This is a genomic window from Bombilactobacillus sp. ESL1094 (assembly GCF_058107425.1).
Window position 1 is genome coordinate 922,408 of sequence record NZ_JBYLUM010000001.1, and the last position, 19,850, is coordinate 942,257.

Here is a 19,850-nt window from a genome sequence, read left to right on the forward strand (position 1 = left end):
GTTGATATTCTCAGTCAAGCTTGCCAAGTGACCGTTTTTTTAATGAGTTAAATTTCAATTTGTTGAACCTGGTGGTTAGCTGTTTGCACTGCTAAGACAACTGGTTGCTTCATATCATACTTTTGGACAATTGCTAAAGCTCTGCCGTGAAAAGTTTGAGTTTGTGCTAATGGTTCATCCGCTTGAGGTTTAGGATTACCACTACCAAAAGCTAAGATTTTAGCTTGGCCCTGGATAACTTGCAGTTGGCAAGTTTGTTCTTGAAGAGAACAAACAGTGCCATCTGAGCCCGCCAATTGCACGTTCAGATAATATAAAGCGCCATTGATCGGCAAGGCTTGGTAACTGAGGCGCGTCTTCATTTCTGGTAAATAATTTTGCACATGAACTTGTAATTGCGCATCTTGGACAGCAACAGTCTGGAGGCTGGATTGTCCGATTACTTGGTGGTGTTGATCATAAGCGATGGCTGTTAACTGACCAGGGTGATAAGTAGTTTTGAATAATACGCGACAATGTTCATCAACAGCTTGGCTGGCAATTAATTGTTCATTTAAATATAATGCTACATAAGAAGCATTGCTATAAACTTCAACGATCACGGGCGCATCATCAGCAACATCAAAACTCCAACTGTGAATCGTATCGCTTAACATCCACGGCGTAGTCATGAGTTTCTCACCATAATGCTTGGGGTCTTGCACTGCAAGATAAGGTGTGGTTCGTAAGTCAAAAATGATTTCGCGATAATACGAAAGTGGTCGCCGAAAACCAGTTAAGTCAAAATCACCAACGTAAGCTAATTGTGCAGGAAATTGGGCGCCAAACCCGCCTTCACCAAAGTGATAACCGGGAATGCCCACGCCAGCTTCACCGATATAATCCCAACCCGTCCAAGTGAAATCTCCAATAATTTGGGGATATTTTTGAACTAACGGCCAGTTCTGCCAGATTTGTGGCGGATAAGTTTCGGTGCCGACCATTAAGCGCTGGGGGTGATCTTTGACGTCTTGTTCATAGCGAGCAGTCATATAATTGTAGCCCGCTAAATCTGTGATCGGGAAAATTTGGTCTAATTTTTGGGAAATGCGCCGGTCAACGACGATGCGATCTAAATATTGATCCATGGCTACCATAAAATTATTCACGGTAATTGCTTCATGGTTTTGTTGAGGTTCTTGTTGATCAACCACTTCACTAATAATATTTAACAGTTCGTTACCTACCGAATACAAGCCATTGACCGCCGATAAAGTATACCGAGTCGGATCTAACTGTTTAATCAGTTGCTCCATTTTTGTCAGTAAGCTAATCCCTTGTGGGGTTCCAATTTCAGGAATTTCATTGCCCAGGGAATATAAAATGACACTAGGGTGATTAAAATCTTTTTCGACCATGGCTTGAACGTCTTTGGCCCACCATTCTTGAAAATAAAGGCTGTAATCATAATCAGATTTGGCACGGTTCCACATGTCAAAAGTTTCATCAAGGACATACATTCCTAGTTCATCACAAGCTTTTAAGAGGGCGGGAGCCGCCGGCTGATGAGCCATGCGAATGGCATTAAACCCCGCTTGTTTCAGCAATTTAATTTGCCGATAGGCACTGACATCATAAGTTGCAGCTCCTAGCAAACCACTATCATGATGAATACCCGCGCCACGTAATTTGACACTTTGACCATTGACTAATAAGCCTTGAGTGGCATTGAGAGCTAATTGTCGTACACCGAAAACCAGTTCATCTTGATCAAGCAATTGTTCTGTTTGACTTAATTGCAATAAGCAACGATACAGATGTGGTTCTTGGGCACTCCACAAGCTGGGGTGTGCCCATGATAAACGTAGCTGTAAGGGGCGCTGTTCGTTGGCAGCTAACTGCACGGGATAGTGGTCGGTTAAGATGAGTTGTTGCTGTTCATCATAAATTTGAACTTGCAGTTGCAAAGCAGCGGTTGAATTAATAGTTTGGTTTTGAATGGTCGTCTTTAAATTAATCGTCGCTTGGGCAGAAGTGGCTTGCAAAGTTGTGATTTGCGTAGTGGGCGTTAAATAAGTTTTAGTAGCACTAGTTAATAAGTACACATCGCGAATTAAACCAGAGCCCGAGTACCAGCGACTATTAGGCATGGCCCCAGATTTTACTTGGACGCGAATTTCGTTATTAGCTCCAAAATTTAAAAAGGGAGTTAAATCAATGCGAAAAGCGGAATAGCCATACGGACGCTTACCGGCTAATTGACCATTAACGAAGACGAAGGTATTCATATAGGCACCGTCAAATTGTAATTGATAGTTTTTAGTTTGATCTTCTGGTTGAACAAAGAGATTCTTCACGTAAACATAAGTACCACCATCGCGAAAACCAGTGTTGCCGCCGTTCGGACTAGCGCTATAAGCCGGTTGTTCTTGCATAGCGTCATGCGGTAAAGTGACGTTTTGGGCAGTCTTCGGGACATCCCAAATTAAAGCAAAAGAATTATGGTCTTGCCAAAAGAGCCAATCTTGATTCCAGTTAGTTTTTTTCAAAAATAGCACTCCTTTTTTAAAACGATTACATGATTATTATAATGGTTTTATTGACGGAGACAATCACTGATTGACAAAACTACATTTTGCTTGAAGTCAGTAGTCTTGGGGTAAATTTTGAATACAACAAAAAAGCTGTTATACTAACTTTTGAAGTTATAATAACAGCTTTTACTAAGATTGATGGGTGGTCAGGGGATCGAACCCTGGACCCACGGATTAAGAGTCCGTTGCTCTGCCAGCTGAGCTAACCACCCGTAAGCACAGTGAATATATTAGCATATTCTCCAGCTTTTGGCAATAAGATTTAGAGAATTTTGTCATGAATTGCTAAAATCTAGTATACTGGATACGAGAAACCAAGGAGGTATTCTACCTTATGGCTAATAAAGTTTTAATTGTTGATGATGAAAAACCAATTTCTGATATTATCAAATACAATTTAGATAAAGAAGGTTTTCAAACCGTCGTAGCTTTTGATGGTGAGGAAGCATTAGAGCAAGTGGAGAGTGAAGCTCCAGATTTAATTATTTTAGATTTAATGTTGCCGAAAATTGATGGCTTAGAGGTGGCGCGGCAAGTGCGCAAGACCAAAGATACACCAATCATTATGCTGACGGCTAAAGATTCAGAATTAGATAAGGTTTTAGGCCTAGAGATGGGTGCCGACGATTATGTGACTAAACCTTTTTCTAATCGCGAATTAGTAGCACGGGTTAAGGCTAATTTACGGCGGCAAAAAGTTAATTTGAACAATAGTGATGAACATTCAACTGCCGAAATTGAAGTTGGTTCCTTAACAATCTTGCCAGAAGCTTATACGGTCATGAAGAATGGTCGGGAATTGGAATTAACGCATCGGGAATTTGAATTATTGTATTACTTAGCGCAGCATATTGGCCAGGTAATGACTCGGGAGAATTTGTTACAAACAGTTTGGGGCTATGATTATTTTGGTGATGTGCGCACAGTCGACGTCACAATTCGGCGTTTGCGTGAAAAAGTAGAAGATGATCCTAGTAAGCCTGAATATTTAATTACACGCCGCGGTGTTGGTTACTATTTAAAAGCGGAAACTAGTTCGAAGGATCCTAAAAAAGATTAATAGGGGCTTATGGCCGTGACAAAGCGAACAAAATTTTTTAGTTCTATGCAATTCAAAATTGCATTAGTATTTATTTTATTGTTGTTGAGTACGATTGAAATTATCGGAGCTTATTTTGTGCATCGTTTAGAGCAGCAAAATGTAGAAACCTTTGAAACGCAGGTACAATTACCTTCATGGTTAACTACGCCTTTAGCAGTTAATTTGACAAGTAATACAGCTAAGGCTCGTAAAAATATTCGAGCAACAGTGCGGGATTTTACGAATATTCAAATTTCTGAAATGGAAGTAATTGATAGTCAAGGGCGGATTGTGGCTATTAAAGGTGACAACAATCAAGCTTCAGTAGGTAAGCGAACGGCGAATTCTCAAATTAAAGATGTGATTTATTCCGGACGAAAATTAACACAGATTTCACATAATGACCGTGATGGTAGTTATTATTTATCCATTACGCCCTTGTTAAACTCTAATGGTGATAACAATTCAACGGTCGGGGCGGTCTATGTCCGCGCTGATATGGATCCAGTTTATAAAAATATTAACCGGATTGTCTTTATCTTCTTTGTAGCGTCGTTAGTTGCCGGGATTTTAGGGGCGGTGATTTCCATCGTAGTAGCGCGTGCCATTACCCGCCCGATTGTTGAAATGCAGCGCCAAGCCTTACGGATGGCCCGCGGGGACTATTCTGGGCAGGTTCGAGTTTATAGTGAAGATGAATTAGGCCAATTAGCGATTGCGGTGAACAATTTATCGGTTAAAGTTGAAGAAGAACAGGAAAATTCCGATGCCGAGCGGCGCCGGTTGGATAGTGTTTTAACCCAGATGTCGGATGGGGTGCTAGCCACAGATCGGCACGGCAAAATTACGATTATTAATGAAACCGCTCAAGAATTTTTGAATGTGGATTCGAATTCAACGCAACCATTAGATTTAATGGAGTTATTAAATTTAGATCAACATTTAGATTTTGAAGATATTTTAGATAATCAGGAAGAACGGATTATTGAATTGCAAGCTGATGGTGATGAATTGATTTTGCAGGCTGACTTTTCTTTAATCAAACGTAATACGGGGTTTGTCACGGGGGTCGTTTGTGTCTTACATGATGTGACGGAGCAGCAAAAGATTGATCGCGATCGGCGGGAGTTTGTGTCCAATGTTTCGCACGAATTGCGCACACCGTTGACGAGTTTGCGTAGTTATGTGGAAACTTTAAATGATGGTGCGTGGCAAGATCCGCAATTAGCACCGCAATTTTTAAAAGTGACGCAAGAAGAAACGGAACGTATGATTCGCATGGTTAACTCCCTGTTGAGTCTGTCGCGCTTAGATCAAGGAACGGCTAAAATCAACGTTGAGTTAGTTAATTTTAACGAAATGTTCAATTATATTTTGGATCGGTTTGACTTGATGCTGCAAAAAGAAGCCGACCATGCGCAAGCTGAACAAAAGAATTTTGTTCCACATCGAATTAAGCGAATCTTTACAAAACGTGATTTATGGGTTGAGATTGATCCTGATAAAATGACGCAAGCCATTGATAATATTATGAATAACGCTTTGAAGTATTCACCTGACGGTGGTACGATCACTTGCCGCTTATTGGATACCAATCATAATGTGATTTTGAGTATTGCCGATCAAGGCTTGGGGATTCCGCGTAAAGATATCAAACGTATTTTTGACCGGTTTTACCGCGTTGATAAGGCACGTTCGCGCAAACAAGGTGGTACGGGTTTGGGCTTAGCCATTTCTAAAGAAGTGATTGAAGCTCAAGGTGGCCATATTTGGGTGAACAGTGCGGAAAATCGGGGTTCCACTTTTTATATTTCCTTACCATATGATCCTAGTGAAAGTGAGGGTGAGTGGGATGAAGCACCTGAATAATTTGTTGTTGCGCGTGAGTTTGGCAGTAGCAGTTTTGATTAGTTTGATTTTGTCATGGTTAATTTGGACGAATAATGCCAAGTATCAGCAGGCCTTACCGCCAAGCAGTAAACAGCAAACAATTAGTCAACGTAATGCTGGGGTCTCCAAAAAAATGAATGAGATTTTTTTACCAACCAAACTCTTACTCACAAAAAAGCACCAACAGTATGCGGCTAGCAGTAATCAAGCCAATTTGATTACGACAACGATGAATCTTTTCAAGACGGCCAAATTAGATCATGTTAAATTGTTAAGTCAGCATGGTGCGGCTAATTATCAGCATTATTTGCAATTAAATAATACCTTGCAATTAATTTATCCGACGCAATTGAGCATTAATGCGCTGGCGGAATTGATTAATCAACGCGGTATTCAACAGCACGGTGAACAAAAAATTAATCGGATAGTAGTAACTCGACCAACGGGCAAAAAGCGAGTTCAGATTTTTTTATTAGATGATCAAAAGCAAGCCGTTTATCAAGTTCAGCAACGGAAGTTACTGCCCCAGCGCTTACGAAAAATTACGCAAGATGCTAGTTTTACAGTACCAGTTACAATTAAACAAAATCGTAAATTTAAAACTGCTAATTTGGATTATCAAAAGCCGTTACGGCTGAGTAAAGTCAGTTATTTAATTGCGAGACAAACCAATAATACCTATGTGTCTAATCTGTTGAATTCGCAACAGGAATCGGATATTTCCACCCACAAGAACGGGACGATGACGACTTATCGTAGTGGCGTTAATCGCAGTTTAGTGGTGGATAATAAAACTAATTTAGTCACCTATAGTGATTATTCTAAAACCACCGTTCCCCAGACTATGGGATCTTTGTTTGATCAATCTTTTCAAATTTTAGCTAAATCTGGAAGTTCCTTGAACGGGCTATACTTCTTTTCTTATAATGATAAAAATAAGCAATTGATCTTTCGCAATTATGTGAATGGCTTTCCTATTTTTTATCCTGAAGATGTGGGCAGTGTGAATGTTAGTTACACGACTAACGCTCAGCGGTTAACTTTTTCGAAGCAATTTTTGCAAGTGCCTTTACCAACTGACCAAGCACCAGTGCAGTTGCCAGATACCAAAACCGTGATTCAAAAGTTGACCCAGGCAGCTTACAATCCGAAAAATATTCAAAAGATTTTAATTGGTTATACCTGGATGGCTGATGATCAAAACAAGCAAATCGTTAACTTAACGCCAGAATATTATGTTTTGATGAATAATCAATGGCGTTCTTTGACGAGTTGGTTGAATCATGGGAGGTAATTAATGGACTTTCGCAGAATTGAAATTATCTTTTTATGTGTCTTTATTGCATTGGATGTTTTTTTATTTACTTCATATACGCAAACGCGCAAACAAGTGGTAATCACTAATAATATTGCGCACTCCACGTTAGAAAAAGAAATGAATCAAGATAATATCACGATTAATGGTAAGTTAAGCACCAAAAATAGTGCTGGCTATTACTTGGCTAGCCAAGATGATCAACATATTTTGCATACAGGGCAAATGAAATTGCGTGGGATTACGTGGAGTTATGACGATATTAAAAAGCAATTAAATTGTTATTTGGACAATCCGCTAACGTTAACGACCCAAAATGCCGTGACTAAATTGAACAATTTTGTTGCGAAGTCCCAAAATGTTACTCATGGCCGCGAATATCAATATGCGAAGCATTTATCGACGGCTAATACGATCGTTTTTGTTCAAAAGGTGAAATTAGGTCAAGTGTACGAACCTACAGGCCGCATTAATTTTAAAATTGTGAATCATCGTTTAGTCAGTTATGAGCAAACTTATGTGAATGCGATGAATGTTTTGCATGAAAAACAAAGCACAATTAGTGAGCAACGCGCGGTTTATAATTTGTATACTAATAACGAAATCCCGAGTAATTCGCAGGTGAAATGGGCGGACTTGGCCTATGCTAAATTATTAAAAGTTAAAAATAGTACGATTTATATTCCCGTTTGGTACGTTGCTTTTGTGCCGAAAGGTGAGCATACACCACAAATTCGCCGAGTTAATGCCTTTAGTGGCGCAATTTTAAAAAAGAATACTACACAAGGAGTGAAAGTTAGTGACTACAGCAATGCAAGTTAGTGTTTTAGCTAGTAGTAGTCAGGGCAATTGTTTATATATTAAAACTCCCAAGCAACACGTCTTAGTTGATGCGGGGCTCTCGGGCAAGAAAATTAAGGCTTTACTAGCAAGTATTGGTGAAGATATTAACCAGATTGATTCTTTATTTGTCACGCATGAACATAGTGATCATATTCAAGGCGTGGGTGTCTTGGCGCGGCGGTACGGTTTAGATGTGTATGCAAACCAAAAGACTTGGCAAAAAATGAGTGCTAAAATAGGACCCATACCGCAACCACAGCAACATATCTTTGCGGCAAACAGTGTACTCAGCTTAGGTGATTTAGACGTCGAAAGTTTTAGCGTGTCTCACGATGCAGTAGATCCGCAATTTTATAATTTTCATTACCAAGATCATAGCTTTGTTGATTTAACCGATACAGGTTATGTGTCAGATCGGGTTAAATATGTGATTCAAAATGCGGATGGTTTTTTAATGGAATGTAATCATGATTTAGAAATGTTACGACAAGGGCAATATCCCTGGCCTTTGAAGCAACGAATTATCAGTGACGAAGGACATTTGTCTAATCGTGATGGCGCCGAAGTTTTGTTAGATGTGCTTGGGAATCGCACGAAGCAAGTCTTTTTAGGTCATTTAAGTCCGCATAATAATTTACCGACTTTGGCTCATCAAACAGTCAGTCAAATTTTAATGCAACATGATTATGGCGTGGATCATGACTTTTGGTTGCATGATACTTTCCCCCAACAAGCCACGAAGTTAACGGTAATTTGAAAGAATATTCATGATTTTTTAACATCTATTGTTTAAAATAAGAACAAGACTAAAGGTAAAGTCGAAGCATGATAGATTGAGAGATTTAATTTTTGCAGCGTGGGATAACTCATTCTTGTAGTTCAGTACAGTAGGAGATTAGGTATCTCAACAAAAATTGCAAACAAATGTAAGGGGGAAACGTAACTTGAAAAATAATTCGCAATTAGGATTATTAAAAGTCGCAATTGTGGCCTTGGTTTCGGCTTTTATCGGTGTGGGACTGGGTTTTTATGGTTTTAGTCATTGGGGTAATTCCGCCAATAATGCTAATCAAAGTGTGATCACAGGCTCCGGTAAAGCAGGCACCACGAAGGTCAGCAATGTGACTGTGAAGTCGAATAACCAAATGACTAATGCTTTTAAAAAGGTCAAAGGTTCGGTCGTTTCAGTGATTAATTATCAACGTGAAGAGCAAAATGATGATAATTCACTGGGAGCTTTATTTGGCAGTCTATATGGTGATGATGGTTCCAATGCCCAAGGTAATACTGATTCCAATAATAAAAGTAAATTACAAGAATCTAGTGAAGGTTCGGGTGTGATTTATGCTAAACAAAATGGTAAAGCTTATGTAGTAACTAATAATCATGTGGTTTCAGGTTCACAAAAGTTGGAAGTTATTTTGAGTGATGGTAGCAAGATTACGGCCAAGAAAGTCGGAACGGATTCGATTACTGACTTAGCAGTGCTCTCGGTTAGTTCTGATAAAATTAAAGGCACCGCTACTTTTGGCAATTCAGATGCTGTCACACCGGGTGAATCGGTCATTGCCATTGGTTCACCTTTAGGCAGTAAATATGCTACTTCAGTTACCGAAGGGATTATTTCTGCCAAAAATCGGACTATTGATACGACGGATGAAAAAACGGGTCAAAAGACGGGCCAAGCCACCGTTTTACAAACAGATACGGCTATTAATCCTGGAAATTCTGGCGGTCCCTTGGTTAATGCCGCGGGGCAAGTCATTGGGATTAATTCAATGAAACTGGCATCTAGTACAGACGGTACCTCCGTTGAAGGCATGGGCTTTGCCATTCCTAGTAATGAAGTTGTCAAAATCATTAATCAGTTAGTGCAAAATGGTAAGATTCAACGGCCGGCTTTAGGCATTAAAGTGGCCGACTTGGATCAAGTGCCGAGTCAGCAACAACGTTCCATCTTAAAATTACCAGACAATGTTAACTCAGGCGTTTTAGTTTACTCAGTGTCCAACGATTCGGTTGCTAAGATGGCTGGTTTAAAGAAGTATGATGTGATTGTTGCTTTAAATGGTAAGAAAATTAATAATATTGCTGATTTGCACACGCAACTTTATAACCATTCCGTCGGGGATACGGTTAAATTGCAATTCTATCGTGATGGCAAAGAACAGAGTGTTGATATGAAATTAACGAAAGCCGATTAAAACGAGCGCTTTAGCAAAATATCGGTGAAATAAATATGAACTGGGACTAGACAAACTTTAGTTCCAGTTTTTTTTGCAAATTAAGTGAAAAAAATTTGGCCGATTAGACAAGTAAGAGCTATTAGGAAAACTTATCCACAAGGAAGTGGATAAGTTTGTTTATAACTGGTAAGATTGGAAGCAGTTATGCAGAAAAGTTATCAACAGAATTGTGTAAATCTTGTTGATAAGTGGATAAATATCCAAATGGGTCTAGCAAAAGCTATTTGGATTGGATTTTGTTTGAGAGAGAAATTTGTGGAAAAGAGAAGAGCATGAAAGTTAAAATTATTGGTGTAGGCAAAATTAAGAAGAAATTTTTTGTACAAGGAATTGATGAATATGCACATCGGCTGCAAAGTTTTTGTGACTTGCAGATTGTCGAAGTGAATGATGAAAAGGCTCCTGAAAATTTAAGTGCGGCGCAAATGCAGCAAGTTAAGGACTTAGAGGGGCAACGGATTTTAGCTAAAATCAAACCCGATGAGTACGTCTTTGCGCTAGCTATTAAAGGAAGAGAATTATCTTCGCCAGAATTAGCAGCTCAGATTGATGAGTTAGTAACTTATGGTCATAGTAAGTTAACTTTCGTGATTGGTGGATCGCTAGGTTTAAGTCCGGCAGTCTTACGACGGGCCCAATTGCAATTGTCGTTTGGCAAATTTACGATGCCCCATCAGTTAATGCGCTTAGTCTTAACGGAACAAATTTATCGTGCATTTATGATTAATGCGGGTAATCCATACCATAAATAAGGAACAAACGACTAGTTTAGAGGAGAATTGTAATATTTAATTGAGAAAATTGGCTGAAGTTTCCGTGGGGAAATTCTCAATCAGCACGTGCTAAAAATAAAATAGCTCCAACTAAAGTCGAATAAAGCCTAATGACAATACTGGTTGGCGCCGATTGTTTTTTTTAAAAGTCTTTCATTTCACATATAAGCTTAATCTAAAAAATTAATTAGATTCTATGTAACACGTTTGTAATATAGCTCGAAATTTATTATTAGTTTGAAACACTTTCGTAATATTTCTCTGTTAGTATATCTCTTGTTGAACGGTACAGCCCGTTTGGTAAATTTATTTTCGTTTTTTTATTTTAAAGGAGAGTATATATTCTATGAAATTTAGACAAGTAGCCGTTGCCACAGTTTTAAGTATTGTCTCATTCTTCGGTGCTTCACAGGTTGCTAAAGCAGACAGCATTTATACAGTTAAACCAGGTGATACTTTATCCGGTATTTCCTTACAGCTTCGTAATGATCTTAGTTTAATTAATCAAGTTGCTGCTGATAACAATATTCAAGATGTTAATATGATTTATGTGGGTCAAAAATTAGTCATCAAAGATGACGGCCAAGTAGCTCAAGCTACTGATAGCCAAGTTCAAAATACCCCAGCTGTTGATTCAGTCCAACAAGCTGTTAATAATAATGCAGCTAGTTACCAACAACCAGCAGTTCAAGCAACAACTCAGACAAGCCAATCTACAAATGCCGCTACTGGTAATTATGACAGTGCTCGTGAATGGATTGCTGGTCGTGAATCTGGTGGTTCTTATACTGCCCAAAACGGTCGTTACTATGGTAAGTATCAATTAGATTCTTCCTATTTAAATGGTGACTATTCACCAGCTAACCAAGAACGGGTTGCCAATAACTACGTAACTTCACGTTACGGTTCATGGGCTGGTGCACAACAATTTTGGATGAGCCACGGCTGGTACTAAACTAAAATTTTAATCAAATAAATAATTTATCCTCGATATTCACGTGTTGAAAAAGGCGGCCAGTTTTGGCCGCCTTTTTTATGCTGATTGATATTAGAAAAATGATGATTACGCTGATAAGCAATGCTAGTATGATTAAGGAGAGCCAAGGAGGTCATGATATGAAAAAGTTTTACGGTTATAAAAAGTGTTCCACTTCGCGTAAAGCACAAAAATATTTGGATGAACATCATGTCCAATACGAATTTCAAGATTTGGTGGCCCAACCCCCAACGAAAATAGAGTTGGTTCAGTGGTTGAGCGCGCATCAAGATCGTGGTCTGAAATATTTTTTTAATACGCATGGTGTTGATTATCGAGAACAAAATTTGAAAGAACAGCTCCCCACAATGTCGATTGATAGAGCAGCCGAATTAATGTCTCACAATGGTAAGTTAATTAAACGTCCCTTAGTAGTCGAAGGTGATCATTTGACTTGTGGTTTTGATGAGGCAACTTATGATGAAACTTGGCTATAAGTTACTTTGGGTGTGGACTTGGATTGTAAGAATGTTAGACTATAATAGTTCGTTATGGAAGATGAAAAATTGCGAGAGCTTAATTAATCAAAGAAAAGAGTATTTTATTTGAAACAAAAGATTCGTCCTAATAAATGGTGGCTATTAATCATTCTGATCGTGGGATTGTTAGGTATCGTTAATTGGCAGAGCTTTAGCCACCAAACGGTGGCGCAAGTTCAGTCAGTGCAAGTGATCAAGCGTCATAATCAAGAAGATTCTTATCAAAATCATGATCAACGTATTACCCAAAAACTGCGTGTCAAAATTTTAAATGGTTCTAAACGGGGGCAAAAGCGGACTTTATCGAACACTTATCTCCAGTCACAGGCCAATACGAATCGCTATTTTGTGCATACGCAGTTATTTATTGGTCAAGATCAAAAAAATCAACATTTTAATATTATCGGTCCCAAACGAGATGGAGTTTTGTGGTGCATGTTACTCATCGTGAGTGTTTTATTAATCGGTTTGCTCAACAAAGCCGGCTGGCAAGCCTTGAGTAGCGCACTAATCAATGTCTTATTCTTTGTGGGAGCTCTGGTTTTAACGACAAAATGGCAGAATCAGCATATCTTAGCCATTAGTTTAGGTTTGACCTTGTTAGTAACTTTAAGCACGTTATGGATTATCTTTGGCTATTCGCGACAAACTTTGATTGCTGTCGTCGCGACTTTAAGTAGTACGCTACTAGCTTTGGGTGTGAGTGCTTTGATCCTACAGTTAAGTCATAACGAAGGCATCCATTTTGAAACATTGAATTATGGAATTCAACCGTTTGAATTAGTCTTTTTTGCAGAAACCTTGTTAGGGGTTTTGGGAGCAGTGATGGATGAAACGACTGATATTACGGCCTCTTTGCATCAGTTACTGCAGGAACAGCCGCAAATTAGTGCGAAAGAAATTTTTCAATCGGGCTTAGTCATTGGTCGTGAAATTATCGGACCGTTAGTGAATATTTTATTTTTTATCTTTATTGCAGAGTTAATTCCAATTGTGGTTTTATATTTGCGTAATGGTAATACACTGGGGTTTGCACTTTCTAGAACAATGACTCTAGGCTACACGCAAACGGTTATTAGTGCGATTGGCATTGTTTTAGCTGTGCCGATTACCACCGTGTTAGCCGGTAAATGGTTACGAGGATATCAAGCATGATTTATTTAACACTCTTTTTATTAGTTCTTTTATTATTAATTTGCGGCTATCAAGGCTGGAAAATATTTTTAAGTTTAGCCAGTAGTTTTATTGTTTTATTGGCGTTAATTATGTTGATTGCCGATGAATTTCCACCAGTCTTAGTGGGAGTGCTCTTAACAATTGGCTTAACTTGTTTGGCGATTTATCCAAATACGAAAAATTCCCAAGTTCAAAAAACGGCGTTAGTCACCACCTTAATTATGTTAGCAGTGGTCTTATTAGTGACCCTAGTGGTGGTACGACTGTCATTTAGTCACGGTTTTTCGGTTGAGGATACTGAAGAAATTGAGCAATTTGTTTTAGGGGTCGGCGTTTCTTTTCCGCAAATTCAAGTGGTCGTGGTCTTAATCAGCGCCTTGGGTGCCATTGCTGAAGCTAGTATTGCTGTGAGTTCCGGCGTCTGGGAAATTGTGCGTTATCAACCGAACATTGAGGAACACCAGCTGTTAAAGGCGGGGTTAGCGATTGGCCAAAAGAATATTGCCACTGCCTTAAATACATTGCTATTTAGTTTTTTTGGGAGTTATTTGACCTTATGGTTATGGTTCGTCCAGCTCAATTATTCTTGGCAAAAAATTGTTAATAATGCTATTTTTATTGCCGCCGTTTTGGAATTATTAATCTCTTTTTTAGGAGTTATTGGCGCAGTTTACTTAACGAATTATTATATTTTATGGCAAAGACGTCACCATAAAGGGTCAACTAATTAATTTATCGATCACAAAAAAAGCCAACCAAAGCAGGCGAGGGTACTAATAACTGTTTATAGTACCTTAAAAATCAGAAGTTTGGGTCTAATTTGTAGTTAGGCTTTAACTTCTGATTTTTGTCTCACACGTTTTTTAGTTGGCTTTTTTGATATTAATTGTTAAATTCAAAGACTAATTGCTCTGAATCTTTTAATTTATTAGTCCAGCGTTCCATCTGGTAATGCTCTAAGGTGGCAATCGCAGAGTCCATTTGCGGTTGACCGTCTGTAGGATGACCATGAATATAACTAACGGCACCATTAATATATTGGCGCAACAAGCGTTCCAATAATTGATTAGGTGATAACTTAATTTGATTTAAAGAACCTGTTAGTAATTCTAGTTTTTCAATTTGCTTTTTTTCAATTGCCAAAAAAGCTAAGATCACATGAATCTGCACGACCAAACTCATTTCACTCGGGTAATACATATACTTATTGATGTCTTTCATCAAAACTTGCAAAAACTGATCAATGGCCTTATTACTGAAGGCAAAAATACAGTTTAAAAATAAAGTAATGTCATACTGTGACCAATACTCTAAGTGGCTAAAATATTTAACTAACGGATCGGCTTTTTCCGAATGAAATTGGTGCAATAAGTAATCAGATGATAGCTCTGCTTGGATGGCTAAATGTTGGTACTTGGAGTTTGGATCAGAACCGTGGCGTTGTTTAATTTCTTCGGATAATTGGTGTAATTCGGTGGCTTGATGATTGCTTAATAAATCGGCAATTTTATCTTGATAAAGAAAAAAATCGGAACGTTGAAAATCGTTATTAATATATTGAAATTCTTCGAGTGTAATGTGTAACCGATCTAAAAGTTGAAAAAAAACATCAACTGCTAGTTGAGTTTGTCCGTTAATAAATCGATAATATTCAGATCGTGAGACAATATTATCGATTAATTCAGTAACTTTAATACCTTTCATTTTTTGGATTTTAGCAATAGTTTGACCAATATGCTGCATTTACAACTTCCCTACCTATCACTTCTAAATTCAATGATTTATGAAAAAAATAATTTGCTGAAATCAGAAACAGTAAAAAAATAATTGAGTGACTGATGATCTACAAAAAGTATCTACTACTAACTAGTATACCGCTAAATCACACCAATTATTAATTTTTGACTGCAATTTATCTTTTAATTATAAACTATCTTATCAGGGTAAAGAAAAAGTTACCACTCATTTTTGCATAAATGGTAACTTTTAAGTAATAATAAAGTTGGCTGTTAGTTAAAATTAGTTTTACCATGCCGCGCTTTTAAGGCCCATAAAATAGAAACTGTATCAATTACTTCTTGCAGTAGTGCGCCAATAATTGTTGGAATAATTCCGACTGCCGCGATTAACATCAGGCCAATACAAATGAAGATTCCAATTAAAACAGATTGCTTAGCAATGGTCATCGTTTCGCGCGAAATAATCAGTGCTCGAGTTAAGCGGCTTAAGTCGTCTTTGACAATTACGACATCAGCGGCTTCACTAGCAGCAGTTGAACCTTTGGCGCCCATTGCAATTCCCACATCAGCAACGGCTAAAGAAGGAGCGTCATTCACGCCATCGCCGACCATCGCTAAAGGCCGTTGGGTTGAGGGCGTTTGTTTTAAGGCGTTAATTTTATCTTCGGGTAAGAGATTGGCTTTAACGGTAGGGACACCAACTTCATGAGCAACTGTCTCAGCAGTAGTTTGATTGTCGCCGGTTAACATTTGTAAATTGGTTAAGCCTAATTGCTTGAGTTGGGTCATGGTCGTTGCAGCTTCAGGACGAACTTGATCTAAAAAGGTAATTTTACCAGCGTACTGGTCGGCAACACTGACGTAAATTGTCGGTTGGTCGTTATGATCTGCTGGTAAATTAGGTGCCACGAAGTCGAGTTTACCAGCTTTAATTAATTGCTGCTGAATCTGACCTTGCACCCCTTGAGCAGTGACTTCACTTAATTGGTCAACTTCGAGTAATTGATCATGATAAGAGTTCAGTAAAGAAGTAGCTAAAATATGATTCGATTGTTGTTCGACACTTGCGGCAAACTGGAGTACTTGTTCTTTGGTAAAACCATTCTGAGGTTGTACTTGGTCTAAAGCTAATTGGCCTTGAGTGATGGTTCCGGTTTTATCAAAAGCAATGGTTTTTAAGAGCGCCATTTTTTCAATGGAAGTTCCACTTTTAACAATAATTCCGTTGCGACTAGTGCGACTCATTCCTGAAACTAATGCAATGGGCGCTGCTAAAATTAACGGACATGGCGAAGCAACTACTAAAACCTGGGCAAAACGGTTCGGATCTTTGGTAATAATCCAAGCAATGCCCGAAATAATTAAGGCAATAATTGTAAAAGGTACCGCGTAGCGATCAGCTAAACGAACGAAATGCGCTGGTTGGTCTTGAGATTCTTTAACCAAGCGAATAATTTTTTGATACTGTGAATCGGCAGCTAACTTAGTAGCGCGAAATTCAATCGCCGAAGAACCATTGATAGAACCGGACATGAGTTCACTACCAACACTTTTTTCAACAGGTTTGGATTCCCCAGTTAAAGAAGCTTCATCAAAATTGCCGGTGCCCTTAGTGACGATTCCGTCAACAGGAACTTGTTCGCCAGGCTTGACCAATAGCAGATCATTAATTTGAACTTCCTCTAAAGAAATATCATCAATGTCATCCGACTGCTTGATCCGGTGTGCTTGTTCCGGAGCATGATCTAATAACGCCTTGAGTTCACTACCTGCTCGGTTGGCTGCATAATCTTCCAAAGTATCGCCACCGACTAACATTAATAAAATGATCAAACTAGCCCAATACTGGCCCACCGCTAACGTGGAGATAATGGCCAAAATAGCTAATAAATCAACGCCATACTTGCCAGATCTTAACGTTTTAATCATTTCAACAGTCATGGAAAGAGCTAGGAACAAGCCGACTACAGTAATTAAAATTTGCGCCCATAGATTGAGGTGCAATCCAAATTGTAAAACTAAAGCAACTAATGCAATCAAAAAAATAACCAATAATTTCTTGTAGTGCATAATAGACCTTCCTAACTTTCTAGTTTAGAATCATTATAATCTAAAACTAAAAATAGTCAAACTCAAACGAGTTTGACTATTCTTTAGTTTGTTGAGTGACCGGCTTGGTGGCGCAGACTTCTAAGCGCTACTGGTCGCAGTATTATGATAATCTTTGATCTAAAATACTCAAGGAATCACTTAAAAGTTGGATCACACGGGGTCTGTCAACTTGTTGTAAGACTAAGACGTTAGCTGAAGCTTCTTGGTCGGGGTTGACTTGGACTTTGCCACGTAAGTCGCCCCAAGTAGTGTTAACTTTTAAAGCTAATTTTTGACCTTGGAAAATATCAGGTTGTAATAAATAAGAAGCAGTTGATAAATCATGGATCGGAGCCAGATCAAAGCCGTGACTTTTTTGTTCAGCGCGGGAATATGGTACTAAAATTTCATAAGCTAATTGACTAGCTGGACCGCGACCTTTTAAAGCTTGGATTTCCGTGCTGCTTATTGCTGTGTGATTGGTCACGTCTAGGCCACATAAAACAATATCCAATCCTGAAGTCAAGACGATATTCGCTGCATCGGGATCAACGTAAAAGTTAAATTCAGCATCCTTGGTGACATTACCTCCACTCAAAGCGCCACCCATAATGATGATTTGTTTAATCTTTGCTTGATCTTCGGGAAAAACTTTTAGCAATAAAGCAATATTAGTTAACGGTGCAGTGGCCACAATGGTCATGGGTGTACTACTGTGAGAAATCATTTCGTGCAGTAAAGTCACACCGTTCTGGCTGGCTAATGGGTATTCATCCGCTTCAGGGGGAAAAGTTGGTCCCGCCAGACCATTTTTACCATGGAATTCAGAAGCATTTTGTAAATTTTTGATAATCGGTTGCGCTTGTCCCGGCGCCATCGGGGTTGTTTGTTTTAAAAACCATAGAATGTGTTGTAAATTGCGAGTGACGTTACTGAGTACTTGATTGCCTCCAACCGTCGTCATCGCTGTCACGTGTAACTTTTCAGGATGTGCAAAAACTTCAAGAATAGCAATGGAATCATCGCTACCTGGATCACAATCAAAAACAATATTTTCAATCATTTTTCTTTTCCTCCTGGTGGTTAAGCTTGGATAATTCTGCCGGCAATTTTTCTAAAGCTTTGATGAAACTATGGCGCTGAAAAGTACTCAAACTACTGAGTAATTGCTCGTTACTTTCTTCTAAAAAGTGACTGATTTGAGGCTGTAAAGCCTCAGCTTTTGGTAAAACAGAAACAATTTTTAAGCGTGAATCAGACGGTGAAATATTGCGAACAATTAATTCATTTTCTTCCATTTTTTGTAAAACACTAGTTGCAGTTGAACGGCGAATATTAAACTCTCGTTCAATATCTTTTTGATAAACGTATTGATTTTGTGGCAAATGATTTAAATAGTCAATAATTTGAATTTGTACACCAGTTAAACCAAATTGTTTAGCAAAATGATTAATTTGTCGTGATAATTGATTAGAAACAATTTTGATCAAGTGCATAACGTTTTCGGTCACTAACGAACCACCCCCATATACCATAATGTTAGCATACTGCCTAAGGAAATTCATTAGTTCCACGTGCAGGATTACACAGAGATTAAATTTAACTATTGGTGATTGGTTAAGTTATAATAAGAAAAAAGGCTTGCGAGGAGGGCGGCAATGAAACTCAAAAGCTATTGGCTGCCAGTGCTTATTTTCGGATGGGTATTATGGATAGCAAGTTATATGAACATGATGCCGGTTGATGCTGCTTCATTAAATTTAAGTGAGTATCACCAAGCTTTGAATCAAGAATTAAATCGATTGCGGCAGCAAAACGATTTGCCAGTGTTACAAGTTGATTCACAGTTGGAAAGTTTTTCACAACAGCGGGCCCAGGATTTGGCGCAACAACGTAGTTTAAGTCATGATAATAACTGGGGAACCTTTCATCCCAATAGTTATACAGGTGAGAATTTAGAACGAATTATGGACACGGGTAATGTGCGGCAAAATGTCGTCAACGCGTTAGCTTTTTTTTATGATGATTACGGTAATCCGGATTTTGGGCACCGCAAGAACATGCTTAATCCGTTATACACGCAAGTAGGTGTGGGAATTGCTCAAAGTGGTGATGGGGTCTTATACTTGGTGCAAACTTTTTGGACACCAGACACCACTAATTGGTCAATAACGCAGCAACAACAAGCGCAAGCTTATTATCAATACACACAAGCTCAGGGTTTAGCTGCTGATTATCCGTCCACTTATGACCTGTCGCAAAAAGAAGATTGGTGGCAATATCCGCAAAAAAATGCCACGAGTGCCATGTTTCGCTTACACGGCGTAGTACAAACTGTGCAAACTACGCCTGTATATAATCATCTGGGGCAAAAAATAGCTCAACGCTTTTTGCCGAGTAATTCGCAGTGGTACACGAATTGTTTTAAAATGATTGCTGGTCAGCCCTTTTACCAAGTCGCTGCTGATGAATGGTTACCTGCTAGCGCGGTTAAGTGTTTGCCGCATCAATAACGGCCAATTTAGGGTGGTTGATTGGAAAAATAATTTATCAGAATTATGACTTGAATCTTGTTGGTTTTTTACGTAAAATAAAATAGTTGAGTTAA

Annotated in this window: 17 protein-coding genes and 1 tRNA gene; 12 read left to right on the forward strand and 6 right to left on the reverse strand. The window is 38.7% G+C overall.

Translation table 11 applies throughout. The annotated features are described in order from the left end of the window. Positions 1-47 precede the first annotated feature (47 nt). Both AC3B5S_RS04580 and AC3B5S_RS04585 read right to left on the reverse strand, forming a co-directional pair. Positions 48-2,528: a glycoside hydrolase family 2 TIM barrel-domain containing protein gene (locus AC3B5S_RS04580; protein WP_489790130.1), complete on the reverse strand. Its 2,481-nt coding sequence runs from the start codon at positions 2,526-2,528 to the stop codon at positions 48-50. 184 nt (positions 2,529-2,712) lie between these two features. After that, positions 2,713-2,785 (reverse strand) — tRNA-Lys (locus AC3B5S_RS04585). Positions 2,786-2,907: 122 nt separating this feature from the next. On the opposite strand from AC3B5S_RS04585, the gene yycF reads away from it, so the two are divergent. From yycF to AC3B5S_RS04640, 11 genes are all read left to right on the forward strand, one after another. Continuing rightward, a complete protein-coding gene (gene yycF / locus AC3B5S_RS04590) occupies positions 2,908-3,633 on the forward strand; it encodes a response regulator YycF (RefSeq protein ID WP_489756869.1) in 726 nt (241 codons plus the stop codon). A gap of 15 nt (positions 3,634-3,648) precedes the next feature. After that, the gene (walK, locus tag AC3B5S_RS04595; RefSeq protein ID WP_489756868.1) at positions 3,649-5,523 is read left to right on the forward strand and encodes a cell wall metabolism sensor histidine kinase WalK; all 1,875 of its coding nucleotides are present in this window, start codon (positions 3,649-3,651) and stop codon (positions 5,521-5,523) included. Beyond that, positions 5,507-6,838 carry a YycH family regulatory protein gene (locus tag AC3B5S_RS04600; protein ID WP_489790131.1) on the forward strand — a complete coding sequence of 444 codons (1,332 nt, stop codon included), beginning with the start codon at positions 5,507-5,509 and terminating at the stop codon, positions 6,836-6,838. The genes walK and AC3B5S_RS04600 overlap by 17 nt, the downstream gene beginning before the upstream one ends. Positions 6,839-6,841: 3 nt before the next feature. Next, positions 6,842-7,681, forward strand: a complete 840-nt coding sequence (locus AC3B5S_RS04605; protein WP_489756866.1) for a two-component system regulatory protein YycI — start codon at positions 6,842-6,844, stop codon at positions 7,679-7,681. Further along, the gene (locus tag AC3B5S_RS04610) at positions 7,671-8,459 is read left to right on the forward strand and encodes an MBL fold metallo-hydrolase (protein WP_489769847.1); all 789 of its coding nucleotides are present in this window, start codon (positions 7,671-7,673) and stop codon (positions 8,457-8,459) included. Before AC3B5S_RS04605 ends, AC3B5S_RS04610 begins: the two co-directional genes overlap by 11 nt. 187 nt (positions 8,460-8,646) lie before the next feature. Next, on the forward strand, positions 8,647-9,906 hold the full coding sequence (locus AC3B5S_RS04615) for a S1C family serine protease (RefSeq protein WP_489756865.1): 1,260 nt from the start codon (positions 8,647-8,649) through the stop codon (positions 9,904-9,906). A gap of 314 nt (positions 9,907-10,220) precedes the next feature. Beyond that, a complete protein-coding gene (rlmH, locus tag AC3B5S_RS04620) occupies positions 10,221-10,700 on the forward strand; it encodes a 23S rRNA (pseudouridine(1915)-N(3))-methyltransferase RlmH (RefSeq protein WP_489756864.1) in 480 nt (159 codons plus the stop codon). Positions 10,701-11,067: 367 nt separating this feature from the next. Beyond that, entirely contained in the window at positions 11,068-11,676 is a 609-nt protein-coding gene (gene apf, locus AC3B5S_RS04625; RefSeq protein WP_489756863.1) for an aggregation-promoting factor, read from the forward strand. Positions 11,677-11,837: 161 nt separating this feature from the next. Then, positions 11,838-12,194: an arsenate reductase family protein gene (locus AC3B5S_RS04630; RefSeq protein WP_489756862.1), complete on the forward strand. Its 357-nt coding sequence runs from the start codon at positions 11,838-11,840 to the stop codon at positions 12,192-12,194. A 108-nt stretch (positions 12,195-12,302) separates the two neighbouring features. Further along, on the forward strand, positions 12,303-13,391 hold the full coding sequence (locus AC3B5S_RS04635) for a YibE/F family protein (RefSeq protein ID WP_489756861.1): 1,089 nt from the start codon (positions 12,303-12,305) through the stop codon (positions 13,389-13,391). Beyond that, a complete protein-coding gene (locus tag AC3B5S_RS04640) occupies positions 13,388-14,143 on the forward strand; it encodes a YibE/F family protein (protein ID WP_489756860.1) in 756 nt (251 codons plus the stop codon). The genes AC3B5S_RS04635 and AC3B5S_RS04640 overlap by 4 nt, the downstream gene beginning before the upstream one ends. A 151-nt stretch (positions 14,144-14,294) precedes the next feature. On the opposite strand, the gene AC3B5S_RS04645 is transcribed toward AC3B5S_RS04640, so the two are convergent. The 4 genes from AC3B5S_RS04645 to AC3B5S_RS04660 all read right to left on the reverse strand — a co-directional run bounded on the left by AC3B5S_RS04645 (position 14,295) and on the right by AC3B5S_RS04660 (position 18,753). Then, positions 14,295-15,155 carry a helix-turn-helix domain-containing protein gene (locus AC3B5S_RS04645; protein ID WP_489756859.1) on the reverse strand — a complete coding sequence of 287 codons (861 nt, stop codon included), beginning with the start codon at positions 15,153-15,155 and terminating at the stop codon, positions 14,295-14,297. Between the two features lie 266 nt (positions 15,156-15,421). After that, positions 15,422-17,221: a heavy metal translocating P-type ATPase gene (locus AC3B5S_RS04650; RefSeq protein WP_489775019.1), complete on the reverse strand. Its 1,800-nt coding sequence runs from the start codon at positions 17,219-17,221 to the stop codon at positions 15,422-15,424. Positions 17,222-17,363: 142 nt separating this feature from the next. Continuing rightward, positions 17,364-18,305, reverse strand: a complete 942-nt coding sequence (locus AC3B5S_RS04655) for a nucleoside hydrolase (protein WP_489790132.1) — start codon at positions 18,303-18,305, stop codon at positions 17,364-17,366. Continuing rightward, the gene (locus tag AC3B5S_RS04660) at positions 18,298-18,753 is read right to left on the reverse strand and encodes a MarR family winged helix-turn-helix transcriptional regulator (protein ID WP_489756856.1); all 456 of its coding nucleotides are present in this window, start codon (positions 18,751-18,753) and stop codon (positions 18,298-18,300) included. The genes AC3B5S_RS04655 and AC3B5S_RS04660 overlap by 8 nt, the downstream gene beginning before the upstream one ends. Before the next feature lie 147 nt (positions 18,754-18,900). Between AC3B5S_RS04660 and AC3B5S_RS04665 the strand changes: the two genes are divergently transcribed. Further along, positions 18,901-19,755: a CAP domain-containing protein gene (locus AC3B5S_RS04665; RefSeq protein ID WP_489790133.1), complete on the forward strand. Its 855-nt coding sequence runs from the start codon at positions 18,901-18,903 to the stop codon at positions 19,753-19,755. The last annotated feature ends 95 nt before the right edge of the window (positions 19,756-19,850 follow it).